Origin of the sequence: Pseudomonas sp. NPDC089406 (assembly GCF_044900265.1) — a bacterium.
Taxonomy (GTDB): Bacteria; Pseudomonadota; Gammaproteobacteria; order Pseudomonadales; family Pseudomonadaceae; genus Aquipseudomonas; species Aquipseudomonas fakonensis.
Map to the genome: position 1 here is coordinate 1 of NZ_JBJDNC010000063.1, position 20,222 is coordinate 20,222.

The 20,222-nt window shown below is 61.0% G+C and carries 27 protein-coding genes; 6 read left to right on the forward strand and 21 right to left on the reverse strand.

Annotated features, from left to right (window positions below; genetic code table 11):
- The first annotated feature begins 226 nt into the window (after positions 1–226).
- Positions 227–460 carry a PLD nuclease N-terminal domain-containing protein gene (locus ACI2KK_RS27165; protein ID WP_279854904.1) on the forward strand — a complete coding sequence of 78 codons (234 nt, stop codon included), beginning with the start codon at positions 227–229 and terminating at the stop codon, positions 458–460.
- A gap of 804 nt (positions 461–1,264) precedes the next feature.
- On the opposite strand, the gene ACI2KK_RS27170 is transcribed toward ACI2KK_RS27165, so the two are convergent.
- Both ACI2KK_RS27170 and ACI2KK_RS27175 read right to left on the reverse strand, forming a co-directional pair.
- On the reverse strand, positions 1,265–1,489 hold the full coding sequence (locus tag ACI2KK_RS27170) for a DUF2061 domain-containing protein (RefSeq protein WP_081717257.1): 225 nt from the start codon (positions 1,487–1,489) through the stop codon (positions 1,265–1,267).
- Positions 1,490–1,551: 62 nt separating this feature from the next.
- The gene (locus ACI2KK_RS27175; RefSeq protein WP_404671375.1) at positions 1,552–2,061 is read right to left on the reverse strand and encodes a ferritin-like domain-containing protein; all 510 of its coding nucleotides are present in this window, start codon (positions 2,059–2,061) and stop codon (positions 1,552–1,554) included.
- 245 nt (positions 2,062–2,306) lie between these two features.
- On the opposite strand from ACI2KK_RS27175, the gene ACI2KK_RS27180 reads away from it, so the two are divergent.
- From ACI2KK_RS27180 to ACI2KK_RS27195, 4 genes are all read left to right on the forward strand, one after another.
- The gene (locus ACI2KK_RS27180; RefSeq protein WP_404671376.1) at positions 2,307–3,188 is read left to right on the forward strand and encodes a manganese catalase family protein; all 882 of its coding nucleotides are present in this window, start codon (positions 2,307–2,309) and stop codon (positions 3,186–3,188) included.
- Positions 3,189–3,204: 16 nt separating this feature from the next.
- Positions 3,205–3,435, forward strand: a complete 231-nt coding sequence (locus ACI2KK_RS27185; RefSeq protein ID WP_404671377.1) for a hypothetical protein — start codon at positions 3,205–3,207, stop codon at positions 3,433–3,435.
- A gap of 30 nt (positions 3,436–3,465) precedes the next feature.
- Positions 3,466–3,966, forward strand: a complete 501-nt coding sequence (locus ACI2KK_RS27190; protein ID WP_172229841.1) for a ferritin-like domain-containing protein — start codon at positions 3,466–3,468, stop codon at positions 3,964–3,966.
- Between the two features lie 229 nt (positions 3,967–4,195).
- Positions 4,196–4,537, forward strand: coding sequence for a hypothetical protein (locus ACI2KK_RS27195; protein WP_404671378.1), 342 nt, complete (start codon positions 4,196–4,198; stop codon positions 4,535–4,537).
- Positions 4,538–4,933: 396 nt separating this feature from the next.
- Here ACI2KK_RS27195 and ACI2KK_RS27200 read toward each other — a convergent pair whose 3' ends face one another.
- From ACI2KK_RS27200 to ACI2KK_RS27265, 14 genes are all read right to left on the reverse strand, one after another.
- Positions 4,934–5,662, reverse strand: a complete 729-nt coding sequence (locus tag ACI2KK_RS27200; RefSeq protein WP_404671379.1) for a TIGR03747 family integrating conjugative element membrane protein — start codon at positions 5,660–5,662, stop codon at positions 4,934–4,936.
- A 25-nt stretch (positions 5,663–5,687) separates the two neighbouring features.
- On the reverse strand, positions 5,688–7,814 hold the full coding sequence (traD, locus tag ACI2KK_RS27205) for a type IV conjugative transfer system coupling protein TraD (RefSeq protein ID WP_404671380.1): 2,127 nt from the start codon (positions 7,812–7,814) through the stop codon (positions 5,688–5,690).
- A gap of 9 nt (positions 7,815–7,823) precedes the next feature.
- The gene (locus ACI2KK_RS27210) at positions 7,824–8,243 is read right to left on the reverse strand and encodes an integrating conjugative element protein (RefSeq protein ID WP_404671381.1); all 420 of its coding nucleotides are present in this window, start codon (positions 8,241–8,243) and stop codon (positions 7,824–7,826) included.
- Positions 8,240–8,794, reverse strand: coding sequence for a transglycosylase (locus ACI2KK_RS27215; RefSeq protein ID WP_404671382.1), 555 nt, complete (start codon positions 8,792–8,794; stop codon positions 8,240–8,242). Before ACI2KK_RS27215 ends, ACI2KK_RS27210 begins: the two co-directional genes overlap by 4 nt.
- Positions 8,776–9,534 (reverse strand): TIGR03759 family integrating conjugative element protein, encoded by a 759-nt coding sequence (locus ACI2KK_RS27220; RefSeq protein WP_404671383.1) that lies wholly within the window; start codon positions 9,532–9,534, stop codon positions 8,776–8,778. Before ACI2KK_RS27220 ends, ACI2KK_RS27215 begins: the two co-directional genes overlap by 19 nt.
- Positions 9,506–10,177: a hypothetical protein gene (locus ACI2KK_RS27225; protein WP_404671384.1), complete on the reverse strand. Its 672-nt coding sequence runs from the start codon at positions 10,175–10,177 to the stop codon at positions 9,506–9,508. The genes ACI2KK_RS27220 and ACI2KK_RS27225 overlap by 29 nt, the downstream gene beginning before the upstream one ends.
- Positions 10,174–10,683: a PilL N-terminal domain-containing protein gene (locus ACI2KK_RS27230; protein WP_404671385.1), complete on the reverse strand. Its 510-nt coding sequence runs from the start codon at positions 10,681–10,683 to the stop codon at positions 10,174–10,176. The genes ACI2KK_RS27225 and ACI2KK_RS27230 overlap by 4 nt, the downstream gene beginning before the upstream one ends.
- A gap of 131 nt (positions 10,684–10,814) precedes the next feature.
- The gene (locus ACI2KK_RS27235; RefSeq protein WP_404671386.1) at positions 10,815–11,054 is read right to left on the reverse strand and encodes a hypothetical protein; all 240 of its coding nucleotides are present in this window, start codon (positions 11,052–11,054) and stop codon (positions 10,815–10,817) included.
- A 51-nt stretch (positions 11,055–11,105) separates the two neighbouring features.
- Positions 11,106–11,531, reverse strand: coding sequence for a hypothetical protein (locus ACI2KK_RS27240; RefSeq protein WP_404671387.1), 426 nt, complete (start codon positions 11,529–11,531; stop codon positions 11,106–11,108).
- A 65-nt stretch (positions 11,532–11,596) separates the two neighbouring features.
- A complete protein-coding gene (locus ACI2KK_RS27245) occupies positions 11,597–12,091 on the reverse strand; it encodes a JAB domain-containing protein (protein ID WP_404671388.1) in 495 nt (164 codons plus the stop codon).
- 68 nt (positions 12,092–12,159) lie between these two features.
- Positions 12,160–12,417: a hypothetical protein gene (locus ACI2KK_RS27250; protein ID WP_404671389.1), complete on the reverse strand. Its 258-nt coding sequence runs from the start codon at positions 12,415–12,417 to the stop codon at positions 12,160–12,162.
- A 67-nt stretch (positions 12,418–12,484) separates the two neighbouring features.
- Positions 12,485–13,012 (reverse strand): STY4534 family ICE replication protein, encoded by a 528-nt coding sequence (locus ACI2KK_RS27255; RefSeq protein ID WP_404671390.1) that lies wholly within the window; start codon positions 13,010–13,012, stop codon positions 12,485–12,487.
- 743 nt (positions 13,013–13,755) lie between these two features.
- Complete coding sequence (locus ACI2KK_RS27260) at positions 13,756–15,723, reverse strand: DNA topoisomerase III (protein WP_404671391.1); 1,968 nt, start codon at positions 15,721–15,723, stop codon at positions 13,756–13,758.
- Positions 15,724–15,821: 98 nt separating this feature from the next.
- On the reverse strand, positions 15,822–16,166 hold the full coding sequence (locus ACI2KK_RS27265; protein WP_404671392.1) for a helix-turn-helix domain-containing protein: 345 nt from the start codon (positions 16,164–16,166) through the stop codon (positions 15,822–15,824).
- A 140-nt stretch (positions 16,167–16,306) separates the two neighbouring features.
- Between ACI2KK_RS27265 and ACI2KK_RS27270 the strand changes: the two genes are divergently transcribed.
- Complete coding sequence (locus tag ACI2KK_RS27270) at positions 16,307–16,534, forward strand: hypothetical protein (RefSeq protein WP_279854926.1); 228 nt, start codon at positions 16,307–16,309, stop codon at positions 16,532–16,534.
- 94 nt (positions 16,535–16,628) lie between these two features.
- Here ACI2KK_RS27270 and ACI2KK_RS27275 read toward each other — a convergent pair whose 3' ends face one another.
- From ACI2KK_RS27275 to ACI2KK_RS27295, 5 genes are all read right to left on the reverse strand, one after another.
- Positions 16,629–17,057: a single-stranded DNA-binding protein gene (locus ACI2KK_RS27275; protein ID WP_404671393.1), complete on the reverse strand. Its 429-nt coding sequence runs from the start codon at positions 17,055–17,057 to the stop codon at positions 16,629–16,631.
- A gap of 5 nt (positions 17,058–17,062) precedes the next feature.
- Positions 17,063–17,557 (reverse strand): DUF3158 family protein, encoded by a 495-nt coding sequence (locus tag ACI2KK_RS27280; protein ID WP_404671394.1) that lies wholly within the window; start codon positions 17,555–17,557, stop codon positions 17,063–17,065.
- Entirely contained in the window at positions 17,554–18,309 is a 756-nt protein-coding gene (locus ACI2KK_RS27285; RefSeq protein WP_404671395.1) for a PFL_4669 family integrating conjugative element protein, read from the reverse strand. Before ACI2KK_RS27285 ends, ACI2KK_RS27280 begins: the two co-directional genes overlap by 4 nt.
- A 150-nt stretch (positions 18,310–18,459) precedes the next feature.
- Positions 18,460–19,674, reverse strand: a complete 1,215-nt coding sequence (locus ACI2KK_RS27290; protein WP_404671396.1) for an STY4528 family pathogenicity island replication protein — start codon at positions 19,672–19,674, stop codon at positions 18,460–18,462.
- Positions 19,668–20,219, reverse strand: a complete 552-nt coding sequence (locus tag ACI2KK_RS27295; protein ID WP_404671397.1) for a DUF2857 domain-containing protein — start codon at positions 20,217–20,219, stop codon at positions 19,668–19,670. The genes ACI2KK_RS27290 and ACI2KK_RS27295 overlap by 7 nt, the downstream gene beginning before the upstream one ends.
- Positions 20,220–20,222: the final 3 nt, after the last annotated feature.

Here is a 20,222-nt window from a genome sequence, read left to right on the forward strand (position 1 = left end):
CTGGCTCATGGAATGGCGGGCTTGTAGAGGACAGTTGGAAGGAGGGCTATTTCAGCACAGGTCAGATGACCTGTGCTGACTTGATCGGAGAATCCTTAGCCGCCTGTCCCATGCCGAAAAAATCGCCTGAACTTTGTCCAGATTTCCACCTTCCCTTATGTATAGGGGCAGCAGACCTACCGGGTTATCGCTGCGGCTATCCAACTGGACATCGGGAGAAACGGAAATGGGTGATCTCGCAACGTACTTCTGGATTGCCGTGGCGGCCATCATTCTGCTGGTTGATCTCTGGGCAATGGTCAGCGTTTTTCGAAGCGACAAGTCAGACGCAGTCAAGGTGATGTGGGCTTTGATATTGCTCGTGTTGCCGGTGGTTGGCTTGGCTATATGGGGCGTCGCAGGGCCACGGGGGATCAAGCGCGGCACTGGGCCGACATCTCCTGAACACAGCAAAGGGTAGGAGCGGCAGCATGACCAGAGAGGGGCATTCAAAGGAAATAGACCCACGGAAATCGCACGGCGAGGAAAAGCGAGATAACCATGCTCATCGCCCGGATGGTTGTGTGGGCTCATCGCACGATTCTACCGCTCAGAAAGCGGCACGTAATCAGGGGCGTCACCAGCGGTGAAACTATCCTCGAAGGCTTGGGGATGAGGCTCGCCGTGAGGCGAGCTTTTTTTGACTGGACTATGCTCGCACTTTTGGCTGAATAATGAAGACCCGACAATGTATTCAACGGTGCTGAATGCGGCAGGCGCTTAATTAGGGCGAATTGAGATGAGTGGTCGGGACGAGCGCGTAAAGGATAGCGAGGGGCGCCTTATTTTCTCATCAAGAGCTGCTAGAGTTCGGCTCGTTTCGGCGCAAAAAGTTAGGCCATTCCAATTCTGGGCGGCTTTCACCGCAGGCGACGCATACGTAGTCTTCTCCAGGCAAACCAAGATAATAAGCCTTTCTTATATACTTGTGAGGGCACGGGTTAGTAATGTGTGGCTTGCCGCTTTTGATTTTCATTATTCTGCTCCAAGCGCTGCCACAGCAATGCTTTATCTATCTGCTGGCACTGGGCCAGTCCTGGCTTGTTTCACTCCATTTTTCTATTCCTTTTCGAAGTAACGTATCGATGCGTTATGTCCCTAGGCAGTTTAGTAGCAATGCAGTTGACTGACGTCAAGAACTCAGGAAGTGTCGTTTAACTATCATGAATTCAATTATTCTCAAGTAAGTTCTCTTAGAAGAGCGAAAAATCCTGTAGCAATGCTGTCAGTTTTTTTCGATTCGCCGCCATATTCGTTCGTGAAAATAAAAAGCGATGGTGTTACAAGTGGGCTCAATAACCGCGATTAGCCCGCCTGTGAGCGCCGAGCCTGTAAGTAGATAGGCGACCGCAAAGGCAATGCTGAAGTGGAGTATGCTAAAACTTAGGGTTTTGGGTAGGGGGCCTTTAGTTTTTGAGTGGCAGCAGTGTACGTCAGATGCGCTTTTCATTGTTGTCCCTTAGCTCGGATTGTTGTGAGCCGCACGTTGTGACATACGGCTCACAGAACTGATCACCGTTTTGCTTCTTCACCGGGAGTAGCCGACCGGCTCAAGAAAGCTCGAGTTATCTCGGGAAGGTGATCTTTCAGCCAATCGGCCATGGCGACCTCCTCTTTCAATATCGACCGGCAGGCCTCGGCAGTGTGTTCATCCCCTGCGAACGTCGCTGCTTCAATAAGTACCGTGTAGGAAGCAATTTCAAGATTTTCAAATACGTATCCAGACATCGCACCTTTAACCACTTCATCGCTCATAGCCATGCCACCCACTGCTTGGCCGAAGGCCATGAGCTTGCCCGCTAAGTCTTTCAAGGTCGAGGTGCTCCCTCCTAGGCGCTCTATGCATTCAACCAATTTCCGTTGTTGTCCTTCCGTTTCGGTGATGTGCTGCGTAATTCGCTTACGAAGATCGGGATAGTGCTCTAACCGTTCCGCTTGCGCTTTAAGCATTTTTTCGGCTTGCTGCTCCATCGCGTGAGCATCGCGCAGCCAATCCAATAAATTTTCTGCAGGCTTAGTCATGAGTGCTCTCCATGTAGTGAAGTTATTCAGAGCTGAATTCAATTCACTGCGTTCGGCTAGGTTGATGAACGGTTGAGTGCGCAAACTATTTGTCTGCAGTTATTTGGAAAATGATTTTGAACTTTCACATTGTGTCCATTCGTCTTGAGAGCTCTTTGGCGATTTGCACCATTGATCCCTCCGTTAACTCCCACAAAGGACACAGGACGTATTTGCGTGCTGGTTCAACCGTTGGGAGACTTAATTTGTTTATCCATAACAAGCGTCTTCAATATACCGTGCGCGTCGCGCAGCCCAATCCAGGCCTTGCCAACTTGCTTTTGGAGCAGTTCGGCGGCGCTCAAGGTGAGCTGGCCGCTGCCAGTCGATACTTCACCCAGGCCCTCGCCGAGGATGACCCAGGCCGCAAAGACCTGCTGATGGACATCGCCACTGAGGAGCTGAGCCACCTGGAGATTGTCGGTTCGATCATCGTGATGCTTAACAAGGGGGCCAAGGGCCGACTTGCTGAGGGGGTCGAAGAGGAGGGAGAGCTGTACCGAGCCATCAATGGCGCCGGTAACGATTCCCACATTACTAGCATCCTCTATGGTGCCGGCGCTCCGCTTACCAACTCGGCAGGGGTGCCATGGAGCGCGGCCTATGTGGACACCATCGGCGAACCGACGGCTGATTTCCGCTCCAACATCGCTGCCGAAGCGCGGGCGAAGATCGTGTACGAGCGCCTGATGAATGTGACGGATGACCCAGGCGTGAAAGAGGCTCTTGGCTTCCTGATGACTCGGGAGATTGCGCATCAGCTTTCTTTCGAAAAAGCGCTGCACGCCATCCAGCCTAACTTCCCTCAGGGCAAGCTCCCTGGCATGCCGGAGTTCACCAACAAGTATTTCAACATGTCGGGTGAGCCGAATGTGCGTGGCCCTTGGAATGAAGGCGAGGAGTGGGAGTACGTCGAGAATCCCTCGGCTGCCGTTGATGGCGGAGATGGCACCGCTTCGGTGGCACTGGCCGCTCCTGATTTGGCGGTATTGGAAGCCATGAAACTGCGGACGATGTCCGATCCCGCCAGCAACCCGGTCACCGGCGCGGATCTCGGCTCGGGCTTGGTCAACGGTAAAGATGACTGAATTTCAGGAGGCCGCAATGAGCACTTTGAAAAGAAGGGATAAGGCTCAGGTCGGCATCGGCTTTGAGCATTTGATGAGCGCAGCGGTAGCAGAGTTTGAGGCCGATTCGCGCCTGGCTTGCCGAGCGATGCGAGTAAAGATGGCCATAGGCGTGTTCGGCGTTGGCTCCCTGCTGCCCAACGATCTGCCCCCGACGCTTCCCACTGAGTCCTTACACGACAGTCTGGTCAGCCACACCCTGCAGTGAAATCGATTTTCAAACCCAAGGAGAATGACGATGGTTGCTCGCAAAACAGTTGAAGATCTGTTCATCCATGAGCTTTCGGATGTCTACAGCGCTGAGAAGCAAATCACCAAAGCATTGCCGCGCTTGGCTCGGGCATCCACCAATCCGCTATTGGCTGATGCGTTTACCTCGCACTTGGCGGAAACCCAGGGGCAGATAGAGCGGATTGACCAGCTGGTGGAGTCGGCTGGATTGAAACTCAAGCGGATGAAGTGCGTAGCCATGGAGGGTCTGGTTGAGGAAAGCAAAGAGCTGCTGGATGAAATCGAGAAGGGGGCAGTGCTCGATGCGGCGCTTATCGGGGCATGCCAGAAGGTTGAGCATTACGAGATCGCCAGCTACGGCACACTAATTGCGATGGCCAAGCACCTCGGTATGGAAGAGGCGGCCTCGCTGTTGGCCGACACGCTTGCAGAAGAAAAAGCTGCAGACGAGAAGCTGTCAGCGATTGCCGAAGAGGGCGGCAACCAAGCCGCCACCCTCGAGAAGTAGCGGGTCGGGCCCAGCCAAGGACGTGCTGGGCCTTCTAGGAATTTGTCATTTCCGCGATTTCTTTCTCGCAACGCGCGTCTTCTTATACAAAAAAAAATTCTTGTGGAGCATTTTGACCCGCCGGTCCGGTATCTCACCGGCGCGGTGGAAACCGGTCGCTATTCGGAGGTAATGCGCCCATGGTGGACAAATCTTTCATAGCAAAGACCTAGCGTCGTAGGAGAACGACATGCGCATTCGCGGTAAGGCTTTTTGGGCATGGGCTGACCCCACGCTCCACCACCAGACCCATGATGAAGCCCTCGCCGATGGTACAACCATTGACGTGCAAAGCAGGCTCTCTCGAGCTGGAGGAACTCAACTGTTCATCGGTGTGTACGCGCCAAGCGGCCTGGTTCTTGATGAACAATTTTTCGATTCACGACCAGGCCAGTCGATGACAACGGCTCTTTCCTGGGGCGTAGAAATGGCCCTCCAGAGGGCGCGCGAGGCTTCATCTTCACTTTCTCAAACGGCTGACGTATCGGATCAGTCTAAGGAGAAAGTGGAAGACTATGTCCGTATCCAGTGAGTCAGAAATTCAACTTCAGCAAGCGCTGCTGTCAGTGTTTTCCGCAGCCGAGCAACTGGGGCTAGACCCTGAGGTCCAACGGCTCATGGCGATTGGTGGATTGACGCAGGACTCCCCTCCGGAATGGGTGACTCCGATTCTCGTGCCAGGTGCAATTATCGCGCTGGATGAGGCTGTGCGATCGATATCAAGGGACCTAGAGTCGCGCGAGGAGAGTACACGTGCTCCATATCCCGGCTGTGAGTAGAAGGCGGCAGCGCGCCCGGTCGGGGTTTGTCCGTTTTCCGCTACGCGTGGGAGCATCCAAGCATCATCTTGACCGGTTCACCTCACACGAGCGGGCCTATCGTAGAAACAGCGATTTTCGAACGTCTGCAATGGGTCGATATCGAACAGTCAAAGGTATTTTTTGAAGGTTGTTGCCGTGATTGCCACCATCCACCCCAGCAACGCCGCGCATGGTAATAGCACCCAAATGGGATTCACTGAGGTGGGAAGGGAGAGGTAGATCACCCAAGGGCTTACCATCAATGGCAACAATGTCCGTTTCGCTCGGTGGTAGACAAAGCTGCTCTCGCGATCGGCGCCGAATTTGCGAAGGTCTCGGCGCATCAAGCCATCGACAGCGCCGGTGATGACGGCGAGCAGGAATAGTGGTGTGGCTAGGGTGAGGATGGCGAGGCGCACTACGAAAGTGAATACAGTGAATAGGGCGGCCAGTAGGTAATCCTGCAACGCGACATAAGCCTGAGCAAACTGGCCCTGCATCGACATTTCCTGACTTAGCAGTTTCAGCTGAGTGTCAGATTGCGCCCAGCCGGAGCGGACCACGACCCATTCATTCAGGTGCTGAAGGACTTTGGCGGTGGCTTGCGCGGGTTCCTTCACGAGCAGCGAATCCTTGAAGTGACCGCTAAGCCACCCCAGCTCAGTGAGCCACATGGTATGGCTGTGATGCCAGCCCTGCTCGGGCCAGAACCACAGCATGCCCACCAACTCCAGGACGATTGAGAAGATCAGCGAAGCGAACAGTAAACCTATCAGTCGCAGACAAAGCTCAAGCGTGCCGAAGATCAGCCCCGGACGTCGTTGCGCAGGAGGCGGGCTGGCAGGAGTGGTCGGCATAGGGTACTCCGCAGTGCTCGGTCGCTTACGGCACTTGCCTGCGCCCTGGTGGAGACATCTCAGGATCGAAATCGGCCGTGGGTGTACCGCCGGCACTGCTCCACCAACTTCCCGCGTTGGCGTTGTAGGACTCGCGCATGCGTGCAGCCAAGGTCTGCAGATCCGCTGGCATCGCATCATCGCTGGCCGGTTTGGGCAGTGGCATGCGGACCTTCCACAGTTGCCCGCCCTCCTGGAACGAAAACATCTGCCCTTTGGGTAAGGCGATGATATGCGCGGGTTCGATCAGCGGCACTGCGGTGGTGGTGACCCGGTCCTGCGAGGAGGAGGTGAAGTCGGTGCGGGCATCCGGATCGGCGGTATCCGTAGCGCCTGAGACCAAGGTGCGTGTCTGCACGTTGACCTTGGGCAGCTGGTTGGTCAGCAGCTCCGCCGTTGCAGTTTCCCGCACGCGCAGCATCTGCAGGGTGTTGAAGTTGCCGATGACCTGGCCGGCCTTGGCCCGGTTGCCGATACGCGCCTCGATGTCGCTCAAGGTCTGGGTGTAGGCGGTGACCTGGATACCGGCGCCGCCACCCTTGTTGATCAGTGGAATGAACTCGTCACCCATCAATTCGTTGAACTCGTCGGCGTGCAGGTTGATCGGCACCTTGTCTGTCGCGCTAGAGGAGCCTGGCAGGCCGTGGTCGATACCGTGCTTGTAGATGTGACCAGCGACAGAGACTAGGTCGGCGAACATTGAGTTGCCGACAGCCGCGGCCACTTCTGCGTCCGACAAGGCATCCAGGCCGACGTAGACGATGCCGCGTTTGCGGATGACCTGCAGCCAGTCGAAGATTGGCCGCGGGTCGTCCAGGTCGGAATAGTTCGGAGCCAGCAGCTGCGCCGTCTTGCCGCTGGTGAGTTTTTCCAGCAGTGGCAGTAGCGACGCGACAATCTTGTCGAAGTAAGTGCGGTCGTAGCGCACGGCCGAGCGCAGGCCGTCCATGACGGGGTCGAGAATACGCTTGGCGGTCAGATACTGCTCGATGGCAACCACGCGCTTTTCCCGGCCAACCATGTGCCGCGGGATATTCTTCTCGTTCAAGCGGCCCTCGATCTGCACGATCGCTTCCCAGGCCAGCGGATCATGGCGTGCGAAGAAGTGCTGGGCGTACTCGATGAACAGCGCATCGATGTTCACCACGTGTCGCTGGATCTGCAGATAGTCCGGGCGCCGGCCGAGTTCGATCAGCGCTCGGGCGATGATGTTGACGAAGCGCCAGGCGAACTCGCGGAAGGCCGCCGAGTTACCTTCACCACTCAACTGGCCAGCGATCCGGGTGGCGACCTCCGAAATGCGGCCGAAGCGACCGATGGCGTTGTAGCGCGCGGAAATTTCCGGCCAGCCCAAATGGAACACATAGAATTCGTGCTCGCGGCCGGCCCGTCGGGCCTCGACGTACATGCGCTTCAGCAGGTCAGCATCGCCCTTGGGGTCGAAGACGATGACCACTTCCCGGCTCTGTCGGTGGATGTCCTGGGTGATATACACCTCGGCCAAGCGCGTCTTGCCCACCCGTGTGGTGCCCAGCACCAGGGTATGTCCAACGCGTTCACCCAGCGGCAGGCTGGCTTCCTGTTCCTTCGGCTCGACGCCGTGCAGCAACGGCGAGCCACCCACCGGTGGTAATGGACGCACCGGATTGAGCGGGCTGTCCCAGGCGGTCAGACGAGGTAGCAACGACAGGCCGGGTGGGGCTTTCTCCAGCAGCTGCTCCATCCGACGCGCCCACTGGTGGACAGCCGACTGGTTGACATAGTGGGCCAGTGCCGGGTCCTGAGCTTCCAGCAGGCGTTGCGTGTGCAGGCGAGTCCAGCGAAAGCCCCGGCCCATGAACAGCCGCTTGCCGCTCACCGGAATCTGCCGGCTGGTCAGCGAGTAGCGCGGCAGGCGGCGGATATTACGCCGGTAGCGCAGGACGATCCGCGCTTCGTTGAGCCGCTTCAGGCCGAACGCGGTGTAGGCCAGCGCCATGCCTGTCCCTACCTCAGGCGATAGGGCTACGGCCCAGGGCGAGTGCAGGCACAGGGCTCCAGCGCCGGCGCAGATGCCCACGGTGTACAGTTCCACCGCCGGTCGCAGCAGGGATTCCATCGCGTGCTCACCCATGGGGTGCCCTCACTGTTCCAGGCCGGTGGGCGTGATCAGCACCGGGTAGTGTTCCAGTTCCAACCGCTCGGCGATGTCGTCACCACTGACAGGCCAGATGTTCAGCCCGGGCGCTGCCGTCTGGATGCGGCGCAGCGCTTGCGCTTCGTCGACCTCGACCGCCAACCCGTTGGCACCCAGGTCTTGCAGCGCCTGGGCGTGCCGTGACAGCCATTCCAGGGAGGCGGCGTCCTGCCCCACCAGGAACAGGGGCGTCATGCCGGGCAGGCTCAACTTTCTGGGCAGCACGGCACCCGGCGAGAGGCGAGCGCTGCGCACCGGCAGCACCCAATTCAGCGCGGTGGGGGCGGGTAGACTGCTGGACTCAGCGCTCGCGGCAAGCGACAGCCACGGGCAGAGGGCCAGGGCCACCAAGCGCAAACAGCTCATGGCTGCGTCCGTCCGGATGGCGTCGCGACCGGCTGGACGCGCTGCCAGTGACGGATGAATTGACGGCGATAGCGCGCCGCAGGGGCGCCACCTGCAGGCCGGTGATAGCGGCCGGCGGCGGCAACCCAGTCACCGGTGTCGGCATAGTGCGCGCGCAACAGCTCAGCGGTAACAGCGAGGTTGGTGCGGGGATCGAGGGCATCGCAGGCGCTGGGGTAGCGGTCCGGGTGATAACCCAGGTTGGTTTGTCCCAGGCCGACATCAATGCGCTTGGGGTCGTGATGGCTGAGCGCCTCCCTCAGCGCTGAACACGCCTGGTCGCGCCGGGCAAACTGCAGTGATGAACCCGCAACATTCAAGGTCCAGGGCCAGGGCATGAGTTGCCCGCGCAGCGGCGTGCCACTTTCCTGCAGGGCAATGGCGAACAGCACCGAGGCGGGGATACCGGCGCGCGCGGCCGCTAATTGATACGCCGGCGGCGGCAAAACACCAGCGTGAGCGGCGGTGGCGCCGACCATCGTCAGGGCGAGAATCAGTCGATGCGCTGCCATTTTCCATCCACCTGTTGATAGCGGGCTGGCAAGGGCCGGCTGGCGCCCAGGGCAAACCAGCGGCCGCGGTCATGATTCAAGGTGACCTGGCCGCCGCTGACCTGGGCGGCGGTGATGCCTGCGCCCTGCGCCCATTGGCGCAATCGAGCGTCGTTGCCTTGGCTACCGACCAAGTACACCTCCAGCCGTGCTCCGGCCTGTAGCCATTGCTGCAGGCTGGTCACGCAGGCGGCGCAGTGGTCTTCCACGAAAAGCGCCGTACGGCTGCTGCTCGGGGGGCCGGCATTGTCGGTCATGCCCTGCACGGGCTGCAGACCCGGAAACAGCCGCGCCCAGGCAGCGGTGTAGGCTTTCTGGTAGGCCAGTTCGCGCTCGGCACGCCTGGCTTCCAGGCGGACCTGCAGCTCGGCGTAGCGCTGCCGCTCCTGATCCGAGTTGGCCTCGACACCCAGGGTGGTGAGCGGGTCAAGTTGCGGCGACCAGTATTGGCGGGGGCCGGTCTGCAGGCGCTCAAACGCGGCCCATTCGTCATCCGTCAGGCCCCAGGCTTTGGCCTGCTCTGCTGCAGACGTTTGCCGTAATAGTGGCGACTGCTCACTGAACTGCACCTGAGCGTCGACATGCTTGGGGACGTTCAAGCCCTGATCGGCGAACGCGTAAGCCGGTAGCAGGATGAGCGCAACAGCGATATACCTAGGCACGTTCACGTCCTCACGGAATGGGCAGGGTGCGATCACCATGGCCCGGGACGTGGAACACGGCCTGGCCCTCGCGAATCGCCAGCAGTTGCCAGCCGTTCAAGCTGTCACCGGGCTGGAGCAGGTGCACGGTGGACAGTGCATGGGTGCCGGCAGGCAACGCGGTCACGAACCTGATGGTGCCGCGCGTCTCGATACCCTGCAGGGTGAAAGGCGGCTGCGGCGCCTTGGCTTTTGATTTTTCGCGGATGGAGGCAGATTGGGATGCGGCGGTAGCTTCTGGCTCCTTAGGAGCGGTCGACAGCTTCTCGACTGCCACTTCTGCCACGCCCATGCGTTGCGCTAGGGCGGTCAGATCGGCGCTGCTCGGTCCTGGCGGTAGCGCTTGCAGGACCCTGACGGAGGTCGCCAGCTCGTCGAGTTGCTGGCCGAGCGTTGCCTGTGCAGTGGAGTGCTGGCGCTGGGCGTCTTCCAGGGCTGCGACTTGTGGCGGCAGCGCGGCGAGCGTGGTGCGCAATTCACCGATATCGCGACGCAGTGACGGGCCAGGGTCAACCGGCGCATTGCGCGCGGCGGTCTGCAGTTCAGCCAGTTGCTGGTGCTGGTTGTAGCTTTCGGCAGCGAGGACGGCAGCACCCAGGCACAGGGCGCCGATCACCAGGGCCTGAAAATGGTGAACCTTCATGGTGCGGTCTCCAGTGTCGAAAACGGTGGTTCGGGTGTAGGCAGGCGCAGGGCGTAGCACACGCTCCGCTCGACTGGGTCAATGTCGAGCCGCCAAGCGGGGCCACCAATGACGGTCAAGGCATCCAGCAGCGAGATCGGTCCGAGGTCGTGATGCACGGCCGGCAAGGGGCGGCGGAACAACCGCGCCACGGCAGTGCTGTCGGGACAGAGGGAGTAGCCCGAGTGCTTCAGCACGTGGCGCAGTGCGTCACCGACCGTCGCGTGCAGCCCGGGGGCGATCTGGACGTTGACCAACTGATACAGCGGTTGGCGCTGCTCCAGCGTTGGCCGGGTGCTGGCTAGGGTGTAGCGGTCCTGTCGGACCCAGGCGAGTACCGGGGACTTTGGCTTGGCCACTGCCGTCGGGGCCGGTGCAGGTGGCGCAGGGGTGGGCGCCGGTGGCGGCGTGCTGCATCCCAGCAACGTGAGCATCAGTCCAAGCGTGAGGAGCGTGGGGGTATGCATGACCAGATCTCGACAAAAGATGCCGACACCTTGTCGAAAAGCCAGAGTGCGCCCCCACTAAAAAATCGAATCTCGCCGGCCGATTTACGCTGGCGCAACCATGAAAAAGGCGCCCGGAGGGCGCCTTGAGGTCAATCATCGGTGAACAACGGCAGTTCGGGGAGCGGCCGCGCATCAGGGTCGAAGATCAGCATACGGGTGTCGGCCTCACCGGCCATCAAGAGCAGGCGCAGCAGCACCGGTGGCACATGATCTGCGCTCAGACGTGCAGTCACATCCTCAATGCAGCAGTAGCTGCCGCCCGCGGCAATGTTTCTGAGCCAGGGCGTCGAGTACAGCTTGCAGCCCACAGCGTTGTTGCTGCTCAGCACGAAGCACTCGAAGAAGCCCGAGGGTGAACGACACCAGGCGCACACCTGCAGTTACTCGAACTCTTGTGTCGGCAGGTGCGCACTGCTGATTTCCCAACTGCGGCTGTAGTGCCCGGTTGCGAAGGAGAGCTGGTCAATCAAGTCCTGTGCAGCTTCCTCACTGGGAAGATCGCTGACGTGTTGCCGCTTGCCATGATGCAGGCCTATGACCTGATACAGCACCTGGCTGACGGTGCCGTCGGCTGGACATGACATGCGGACAAACTCGGGCACGCTTTCGCCGTCGGTGATCACCGCGAAGTCATCATCGAACAGGCACGGCTGGAAATTGATGCTGTCATCCGGCAGATCATTCAGCGCGGGGTGAAGGAATCGGTAGCAGGGAGGGCAATCGTCGGCGTAGCTGATTTGCACCACACGTTCGAAGCTCAGGTCCTGAAAGCCGCGGAGGAAGGGATTGCGAAGGGAAGTGGACATGGAGGCGCTCCAAGAATGCGAAGGTCACTCCGTACAGGCAGTGACCCTCCAAGTGGTGGGGATGCTCAGATCCAGCCGTAATCGGCCAGCGACAGCGGCGTGCCTTCACCCACGATAATGTGGTCCAGCACACGCACCTCAACCAGGGCCAAGGCTTCGATCAGGCGGTTGGTGAGCACCCGGTCGGCGCCGCTCGGTTCCGAGCAGCCAGAGGGGTGGTTATGGCTGAAGATCACCGCAGCGGCGTTGTGCTCGAGTGCCTTGACGACGACCTGGCGCGGGTACACGGAGGCCCCATCGATACTGCCGGTGAAGAGGATGTCGAAACTCAGCACGCGGTGGCGCGAGTCCAGGCAGAGCAGGGCAAACACCTCATGGTGATAGGGTGCGAGCTGCAATTTCAGGTAGGACGCTGCATCGCACGGTGTGATCAGTTGTTCGCCGCGCTGAAAGTAACGTTGATCCAGCAATTCCAGCGCTTCGGTCAGCAACGCGTCCTCGCGGGCACGCTGGGCCAATGCAGGGTCGAGACGCTCGACCCGGTTCTGGGCAGTGTTCATGGGCAATTCCTCGTGGGAGATGGAGCGCCCCCTGGGGGAGTGCCCCAGGCAGGTGAGAGAGTGGTGAGTCACAGACGCGTAAAGCGATGTCGAGCTCCGTGCAGTGGGCTGTGGCAGCCCTCGCACGGTCGGGTGGAGATGGCCTCGATGCCGGTGCCAGTCCAGGGATCGAAATCAGCACTCAGTGGCAACAAGGTTTGCAGCTCGCTGCGTAGATGGGCGATGCGTTGGTCGACCTCAGCCTCGCTGTAATACAGCGACAGTGCACTGAAATCGTCATACGCGACGGCCTGCAAGCAGTCCTCGCATAGCCAGAAGCTTTCCATGGCGGCCTCCGACACAGATGAACCACAGGCGTTCGTGAGAACGCCTGTGGTTGCAGGTCAAGCTGCCTCAGGCAGACTGGCGAGCTGCGGTGGATTTACGTGCAGCGGCCGGGGCAGGCTGAGGCTGTTCGGCTTCAGTGTCTGCCTCGTCCACTTCTGCTTCAGCCTCAGGGGCAGCAGCAGACTCGGTACGAGCGGGCGCTCGGTAGCTGAACTGACCATCGACCTTGATCCATTCGATGAAGATCAGCCGGCCTTTGAGGCTCGCGCCGGGTTGCCCCTTGCGCTCGCCTTTCTCGTACATGAACGGATCAACCCAAAGGTCGCCAATGCGAAACGCGATAAGAACCTTGCGTTCCGCGCGGACGTCTTCCAGGTGTTCACGGATCAGCCGGTCGGCTTCACCGCTGGCGACCTTGCAGTCGAAGCGGGTGTACTCGACGTCGTCAGCGGCACCGTGCAAGGCGGCGATGTCACACGCCATGAACGCTTGCCCACGGCGGACCGGGACTTCGCGCACACGGTTCAAGTAACCGATGCCTTGGGTGTGCAGGTTGAAGTAGGTGGTAGGGGCGTTGTTGCTTGCAGTGGTCATGATTGATCTCCTGGTGAGCAGAAACGCGGACAGCCACCGGCCCTGGCGGCTGGTGAATTCCGCAAGGGGACGTACACAAACATGATCGTTTAGAGGGCGCTCATCACTGCGGGAGGCAGTAACCGTGCGAGCTACCGAACGCGGATCGCACTTGGGGAGAACCACCCGAACCGGGCGTAGCCTTGAAGGTTCTGGCTACCTGGACGCTGTCAACGACAGCGGTGTGCAGCCCATCTATAAAACCCCGGGAAAGGCCCGTCAACTGCGGATTCAACACGCTCTAGGCAAGGGGAAGTGGTTGGTGCTCAGTGGATTCTCAGCGACGAAAAAATAGCCCGACGGTCGTCAGGCTAGGAGGAGTTGGACCACGTTTGACCCGGCAATCGGACACCGGGGTTCGTCGCAAAACCACCGTTACCGATCCACCTGAATCAACCGACCCTTGTCGTGGCCTGGGTCGGAATCAGCTGGCACGCATCCGCGCACAAAAGGTGCCCAGTGTTTCGCCGGCGGGCACCGGAGCTGAGCATCGTCGCCGAAGCGGATGACCTGTACGACCTGGCATAAGTCGTACAGGTCATCCGCCTGGGCAACCTGAAAACGCTGGGAAGCCATCCGAGGACGCTGAGTAGTGTGGCTCCGAACTCTACGAGTTCGACCGAGCTGCCCGGAGCGAATCGGTCTTTGGTCGCCAAACGGCGAGGGGCCTGATCACTACACCAGCGCCGCTGTCCCGCGTCAAGTTATGCGTCCTTCGAACGTTTGGACTTGGCCACCGGCTTGGTGCCCTTGCAGTCCGGGTAGCGGGTGCACGACCAGAAGCTGCCGGTGCGGCCTTTGCGCTGACGCATCGCGCTGCGGCAGACCGGGCAGTGCGGCCCTTTGACGGGAGGTGGGCGCAGGGTCAGCGAGGCGTGTGAGCGGACCAGGCGGGTCAACCATTCCGCCTGCTTGGCAAGAAAGGTGTCGACGCTCAGTTGCCCCGCTTCGATGCGGTCCAGCGCCTGCTCCCACAGCGCCGTCAGCACCGGGTCAGCCACCTCCGGCGGCACTGCCTCAATCAAGGTGTGGGCTGCGGCCGACGCCGCCAGGCTGCGTTTCTTCTTGGTCAGATACCCGTGGTCGATCAGGCCCTGGATGATAGCGGCGCGGGTCGCCTCGGTACCCAAGCCGCAACTGTCCTTGAGCTTCTGCTTGAGCCGTGGGTCGGCCACCTGGTTGGCGATGGTTTTCATCGTCTTGACCAACGTGCCCTCCGTGTAAGCCTTGGGCGGCTGGGTACGCTGGGCCACGGCCGTGGCATCCGTCAACGCCACCACACTGGATTCGCTTAGCGTGGGCAAACGCTGGGCCTGTTCGCCGGCCTCGTCGCTGTGGCTTTCGTCGATCACCGCCTTCCAGCCACGCGCCAGGATCTGCTTGCCGCGGGCCAGCAGCGGATCGGTCCCGCTCTGCAGCAGCACCTGCGATTTGAGGTATTCGTGCTCCGGCAGAAACTGCGCCAGGTAGCGGGCGCGGATCAGCGCGTAGACCGCGTGTTCGCGCTCGGTGAGCTGGGCCGGGTCTAGGGAGGCGGCGGTGGGGATGATGCCGTGGTGGGCGGTGATCTTGCTGCTGTTCCAGGCGCGAGAACGGCGGCCGGGGTCGACCTCTTGCAGTATCTTTCCCAAGGATAGGCTGGCGGCGGCCAAGGCTCGAAGGACTCTCGGCACCTCGTCGAGCATGCTTTCGGGCAGGTAGCCGCAGTCGGTGCGTGGGTAGGTCGTTGCCTTGTGGGTTTCGTACAGGGCTTGCGCGGTGGCTAAGGTTTCCTGCGCACCTAGGCCCAGCTTGGCGGAGCAGATCTCCTGCAGGGTGCCCAGGTCGAACGGCAGTGGCGGACCTTCGCGGACGTGCTCGGCATCGATGCTCTGAACGCTCGCCGTCGCCTGCTGGTTCAGGCGTCGAGCCGCTTGCTGCGCGGCGAGCTCTTCAGTGCAGTGGCCAGCGGCGTCACAGGCGGATTCCGGTGGTTGCCAGCGGGCTTTGAACGCTACACCCTCCACCTCAATCTGAGCATCGACGATCCAGAACGGCTGAGGCACAAAGCTCGCGATCGCCCGGTCCCGCTCCACCACCAGGCGCAGGGTCGGTGTCTGCACCCGTCCCACCGGCAGCAGCCCCTCGAAACCGGCACGACGGCCGAGGAGGGTGAACAGCCGACTCAGGTTGATGCCCACCAGCCAGTCGGCTCGAGAGCGGGCCAATGCGCAGTGGTACAGCGGCAATGTCTGCTCACCCGGGCGCAACGCGGCCAAGGCGCGGCGGATTGAGGCATCGTCGAGTGCGGACAACCACAGGCGCGAGATCGATCCCTGGTACTGGCAGCGTTCGAGAATCTCACGGGCAATCATCTCGCCCTCGCGGTCTGCGTCTGTGGCAATGATCACCTCGCTGCAGGTGCGCAGCAGTTGGCTGATCACTTTGAACTGGCTGGCGACCTTGGGTTTGACCACGACTTCCCAACGTGCGGGGATGATGGGCAGATGCTCGAGCGACCAGCGTTTGTAATCGCCGTAGGCTTCCGGTGGTGCGGTTTCCAGCAGATGGCCGACGCACCATGTCACGGTGATGCCTTGCCCCAGCAGGCAGCCGTCGCTGTGACGATTGGCCTGTAGGACGCGGGCAATGTCCCGGGCTTGGGATGGTTTCTCGCAGATAAACAGGCGCATGGCTTGGCCCTCTCGGTGAGTACCGACAGGGTGGCGGGGTGATACGGGAGTGCTAGGGAAAATACGATGGCACCGCGCTCATATCGGCGAGGACAGACCTAATTGCGTTGCGCGAGGTGGCTGGCCAGCGTTTGCAGGAACTGCAGGGCAAACTGCTTATCCGCTTCGCTCAGTTCCTTGATGATTGAGGTGATCTGCTGACCCTGATCCTGCGGGCGCGGACTGATGGCCAGCAGCAACTCATCGGCAGGGCAGCCATACAGGTCGGCCAAGCGCAGCAGCTTACTGACTGAGAGCTCGACCTCGCCACGCTCCAGACGTGATACGGCTTCACCGGAGATCCCCAGGTGCTCTCCCACCTTCGCCTGGGTCAGATCGCGGGCGCGACGATACTCCGCCAGCTGGCGACCAATGTGATGTGGGCTAGGCTCTTTCACTGGCAATGGGGGCACTCTCCAATTCGACCCATATGGTCGACCAGCCACCCAAAGATACGAACGACCTGAAAGGTTGACTGCCAACCCTATGAGGCGTATCACCGAAAATACCTGTAAGACCCGCCCGTCACTACGGAGGCAAGCCCTTGCACGGATCAAACCAGCGTCAGACGGATGCGCTCGCGATCAAGGCCTACGAGTTGTTCATGGCCACCCACCTGGAACCCGACAATGCCGAGGCGCGCGCCACATTGATCGCCTGGGTTCAGGAAAGCCCGGAGCACTGGCAGGCGTTCCTTGCCCTGGACCAGTATCTGGCAGAGGTTTCGCATGTGTTGCATGGCGATGGGGAAGGGAGGTCCCGGCGGAGCTGAACAGTGCCCGATAGCCTGGATTGCCCGCCGGGAAGGGCGTAAAAACCCCAGAGGTATCGCGCGACGGGCGCTCGTTCCACTGAGTACCACGTCATCAATCGGTCTTGCGTGGGGCTTTCTTGCCGCCCCCCTTGCGCCCGGAACCGGCGTTTTCCTGCGCTTTTTCACGCATGGACACCGACGCCAGGCGGTGCGGCAGGATGCCGATGCGCCGAGCCTCCACCTTGAAGGTCACCCGCGCGTTGTCCTCGCTGTCCTCCCATTCCTCTTTGACCGTGCGGCCCTCGACCAGGATGCGCATGCCTTTCTGGTACAAGGTGCTCCAGTGCTCGGCGTCGCGGTGCCACAGCTCGACCGGGGCCCAGTAGCCGCCGCGGTCTTCGTAACCACTTTCGCGCGGCACCGGGTTGTCGAAGTAGACGTTCAGCCGCAGCAAGCGCCGCGGTTCATCCGGGTTGGTGTTGAACTCCTGAAATTCCGGCACGCTGCCAATGTTGCCTTCGCCAACAAACAAAGTACTCATGCTGATTACTCCTCGGTGGGGGAACGGGAAAGGGCGAGCTCTGCGGCCTGGAGCTTGCTGGCACCGGTGATGGCCTGGCGATACAGCGACTGCAGGCTGCTCATTTGCAGGTTCAGCACCACACGGTTGGTCTCCAGTTGGTACAGCGCCTGCCGCAGCTCCGGGTGCAGGTGCGGATGAACCACCGCTGCCTGCCACACCTGCACGCCCATGCGCTGAAAGTCCGGACTGCGCCAGCGCAGGAAATCGGTGCCCGTCGCGCTGTGCTGGATGACCAGTCGCAGGTCCAGCAATACGAACGGCGGTTGCGCCGTGATCGCCAGCATCACCCCCATCAGTTCGGCGACCTGGGTGCGCAGGCGCAGGATCGTGTCTGCAAACTGCTGCAGCTCCCCCTTACCCTTAAAAGGCTTTAAAAGGCCTTTTAGGGAGGCACCTTGTGCGAACTCGCGATAGGCATCCGTCGACAAGCGTCGGGCAATCGCCTCAGCCAAGGTCATGCCTCACCCCCTTCCTCCGAGACATCCGGTAGAGGCGGGGCCTCTGCCTCCAGCGACTCAGGCGACTCAGTTACAGAGCCCGCGCTGGTGCGCACAATCGGAGGCGCGAACTGGGAGCGGCGGGCGCCTTCCAGAATGTCCTTCGGTGGGATTCCAAGCTTCTCGAGGGCTTCGCGGGCCCGGGCGTTGTTGGCGGCCATATCACCCCGAGTGACGCCCGCCAGGCGGTAGTTCTGGGCCAGGCCGAGCAGGCTGCGCAGGTGATGGGCGCCGCCATCGATCCAGCTTTCCATGTCGACCCGGCCGATCAGCGCGGTGTGGTGGGCGAGCAGCACACGACGGACCAGGGTGTCGTAATCGGTGAGCAGGTAGACCGCGAGAAAGCCGAGCTGACTGCCGATATACAGCGGTAGCGTCACCGGGTGGATATTGAGGTTGTCACCGACATCGACCTGGGTGGGCAGGTCGCGCTCCACCTGACTGACCCGGTGGACTAAATTGCGTATCTCGGCCTTGGTCTGCAGCAGCTTTTCCTCCAGCTGCAGCATGAACCAGTCGGCGTAGGGGTCATCCTGGCTGCTGGCTTGCTTGAGCAGATTGGTGACGGCGATGTAGCCAGGCATGCCGAGGATGGGATGCACGCCCTCGCGTCGGGAGCGGCCCTGCCATAGCCGCGCCGCATGATGGGTGTGCAGGGTCAGGGTGATGCTGCTGCGCAGGGACCCCAGGTTGAGTTGGTAGTGATCGGCCATCGCCAGTACCTCGCCGTCGGAATGACGCCGACGATGGGCTGGTCCGTGAAGGCCTACGAGCATCAACACGAAGATGATGAGGTCGCATTTTTCCGCCAGTGGACGTCGCTGGAAATGATCGCATTGGCATTGATTCCACCGACGTCCAACCTACGTCGGCGCACTGACCCCGCGACAGCGTTGCTTCAGTTCCTCGAGGCAGGAAAGGGCCAGGGGAGAGGCAGTACGCTGGCCGCTGCGGCGCGGTGGTTCGCTGGGTGGCTGTGGCATGGGTTCGGACTTCGCCGCCCGCGAAGGGGTGGGCGCCGAGGTCGACGCATCAGTGCGGGCGGCCCACAAGGTGAATTCGCCCTGGCAAGCGCGTTTGATCAAACCCATCAGGTAGGCGACCGGTTTGCGGATCTCTCCGCGGGCGCAGCGCACCGCTGCTTCGTTGATTACCGCTTGTTGCTGTTCCGGCTCGAGCTGACGCATTGCCTGGGAGGCCATGCGTCGCTCGGTCGGATTCAGCGGTAAGTCCTCGGGCCATCGCGCTCGACCAAATTCCACCTGCCCCAGTACCGTACTTTTTTTGCTTTTGTCTTTCTGTACTGTACGGCCAGCGTCGGCATTCCGAACGTCAGCCGAAACCGGTGCATTGCCGCAAGGTTCGGAATCGGTGGGGGCAGCGCGAGAATCCCGAATGGGGTGGCGCTCGCCAGGTTCGGATTTTTCCCCGTCGCAACACGTCAGTGGCAGCGCTTGCAGTTGCACCGGAACTGCGGCGGCTAGCTGATCCTTGTCTGCTTGGGCGACCTGCGGATCGGCCTGGATCTCCTCAATGACGTGCTGCGTCACATCCCGCACGCCTTTGGTGGCATGACTGATGTTCTGCTGCAGCAGGGTCGCGTAGCCGTTGTCGAGTTCGAGCTGCTCGGCCGGGGTCAACGGATCGCCGTGCAGCACATAGACACAGCCGCGCAGGCAACCCTGGGCATCACGTGAGCGATCGACCAGGCTGAGCCAGCGGGTGGTGCGCAAGACGTTGAGCGCGCGGGCAATGGTCTCGCGCGAGGCTTGGGTGCCGCAGGGGCTGGTGGCCAGATACGGTTGCAGGTCTTGGTAGCGCGGGGTTCTGATCTTGCGCTCGGTGATAAGCCAGCGCAGCACTTGCCAGGTATTGCGCTCAAGCGGTGTCAGTCGGCGATCCATCAGCAGCGCCATCGGCAGCGGATTGTTGTCGCCGTAGTAGATTGTGCGCACCGCTGGCGACACATCGGCCTCGGCCAGCTTGGCCTGCGCCGCTTGCCATTCATTCCGCCGGCGCAGTGCGTCGTAGCACTGGCGCACCACGTCCTGCCAGTCGACTTCGTAGAAACTCAGCACGGTGCACCTCCGTACAGTTCGACCTGCTGCCAGACCAGGGTCAGGGTGATGTGCTGCTCCTCGGCCAGCATCATCATCGTGTCCAACGGATCGTTGTCGGGATCCTCCGCCCGCAACTGGCTCCAACGGTTCCACACTGCGTGCTCCTGGGCCTCGCTAAGCTGGACCGGCCGGCCGCGGTGGGTCTCGATCTTTAGCACGCGGCGGCGCAACGCGGTTTCCGAATGGTCCAGGCCAAAGCAGCGGTACATGATGTTGGAGCTCGCGCCCAGCTTGAGCGCCCGGTTGATCAGCCGCTCGTTCTGCTCGTCACGTTCGGCCTGGGCAATGAGGCGGCGCAGTACCGTGGTATCGACCTTTACTTCCACCCAGACGATCGACGAATGCGCCAGGTGCGAAAGGGTGGTCGGCGGCAGCGACTGCAAGACCTCGATGTCCTCATCGGCCAGCCCCAGGGCTTTGCAGCGCTGCAGCCGGCCATGGCGCAGCTCATGCAGTACCTGATTCAACATGGCATGGTTCAACAAATTGAAGGTCGTGCTCATGAG

Excerpts from the sequence above, each read along its gene's own strand:
- ACI2KK_RS27285 (WP_404671395.1), bottom strand. The coding sequence starts at position 18,309 with ATGGCCGATCACTACCAACTCAACCTGGGGTCCCTGCGCAGCAGCATC.
- ACI2KK_RS27275 (WP_404671393.1), bottom strand. The coding sequence starts at position 17,057 with ATGAGTACTTTGTTTGTTGGCGAAGGCAACATTGGCAGCGTGCCGGAA.
- ACI2KK_RS27175 (WP_404671375.1), bottom strand. The coding sequence starts at position 2,061 with ATGACTAAGCCTGCAGAAAATTTATTGGATTGGCTGCGCGATGCTCAC.
- ACI2KK_RS27200 (WP_404671379.1), bottom strand. The coding sequence starts at position 5,662 with ATGCCGACCACTCCTGCCAGCCCGCCTCCTGCGCAACGACGTCCGGGG.
- ACI2KK_RS27260 (WP_404671391.1), bottom strand. The coding sequence starts at position 15,723 with ATGCGCCTGTTTATCTGCGAGAAACCATCCCAAGCCCGGGACATTGCC.
- ACI2KK_RS27250 (WP_404671389.1), bottom strand. The coding sequence starts at position 12,417 with ATGGAAAGCTTCTGGCTATGCGAGGACTGCTTGCAGGCCGTCGCGTAT.
- ACI2KK_RS27255 (WP_404671390.1), bottom strand. The coding sequence starts at position 13,012 with ATGACCACTGCAAGCAACAACGCCCCTACCACCTACTTCAACCTGCAC.
- ACI2KK_RS27195 (WP_404671378.1), top strand. The coding sequence starts at position 4,196 with ATGCGCATTCGCGGTAAGGCTTTTTGGGCATGGGCTGACCCCACGCTC.
- ACI2KK_RS27280 (WP_404671394.1), bottom strand. The coding sequence starts at position 17,557 with ATGACCTTGGCTGAGGCGATTGCCCGACGCTTGTCGACGGATGCCTAT.
- ACI2KK_RS27240 (WP_404671387.1), bottom strand. The coding sequence starts at position 11,531 with ATGTCCACTTCCCTTCGCAATCCCTTCCTCCGCGGCTTTCAGGACCTG.
- ACI2KK_RS27190 (WP_172229841.1), top strand. The coding sequence starts at position 3,466 with ATGGTTGCTCGCAAAACAGTTGAAGATCTGTTCATCCATGAGCTTTCG.
- ACI2KK_RS27245 (WP_404671388.1), bottom strand. The coding sequence starts at position 12,091 with ATGAACACTGCCCAGAACCGGGTCGAGCGTCTCGACCCTGCATTGGCC.
- ACI2KK_RS27225 (WP_404671384.1), bottom strand. The coding sequence starts at position 10,177 with ATGAAGGTTCACCATTTTCAGGCCCTGGTGATCGGCGCCCTGTGCCTG.
- ACI2KK_RS27215 (WP_404671382.1), bottom strand. The coding sequence starts at position 8,794 with ATGGCAGCGCATCGACTGATTCTCGCCCTGACGATGGTCGGCGCCACC.
- ACI2KK_RS27295 (WP_404671397.1), bottom strand. The coding sequence starts at position 20,219 with ATGAGCACGACCTTCAATTTGTTGAACCATGCCATGTTGAATCAGGTA.
- ACI2KK_RS27185 (WP_404671377.1), top strand. The coding sequence starts at position 3,205 with ATGAGCACTTTGAAAAGAAGGGATAAGGCTCAGGTCGGCATCGGCTTT.
- ACI2KK_RS27230 (WP_404671385.1), bottom strand. The coding sequence starts at position 10,683 with ATGCATACCCCCACGCTCCTCACGCTTGGACTGATGCTCACGTTGCTG.
- ACI2KK_RS27220 (WP_404671383.1), bottom strand. The coding sequence starts at position 9,534 with ATGGTGATCGCACCCTGCCCATTCCGTGAGGACGTGAACGTGCCTAGG.
- ACI2KK_RS27165 (WP_279854904.1), top strand. The coding sequence starts at position 227 with ATGGGTGATCTCGCAACGTACTTCTGGATTGCCGTGGCGGCCATCATT.
- ACI2KK_RS27210 (WP_404671381.1), bottom strand. The coding sequence starts at position 8,243 with ATGAGCTGTTTGCGCTTGGTGGCCCTGGCCCTCTGCCCGTGGCTGTCG.
- traD (WP_404671380.1), bottom strand. The coding sequence starts at position 7,814 with ATGGGTGAGCACGCGATGGAATCCCTGCTGCGACCGGCGGTGGAACTG.
- ACI2KK_RS27170 (WP_081717257.1), bottom strand. The coding sequence starts at position 1,489 with ATGAAAAGCGCATCTGACGTACACTGCTGCCACTCAAAAACTAAAGGC.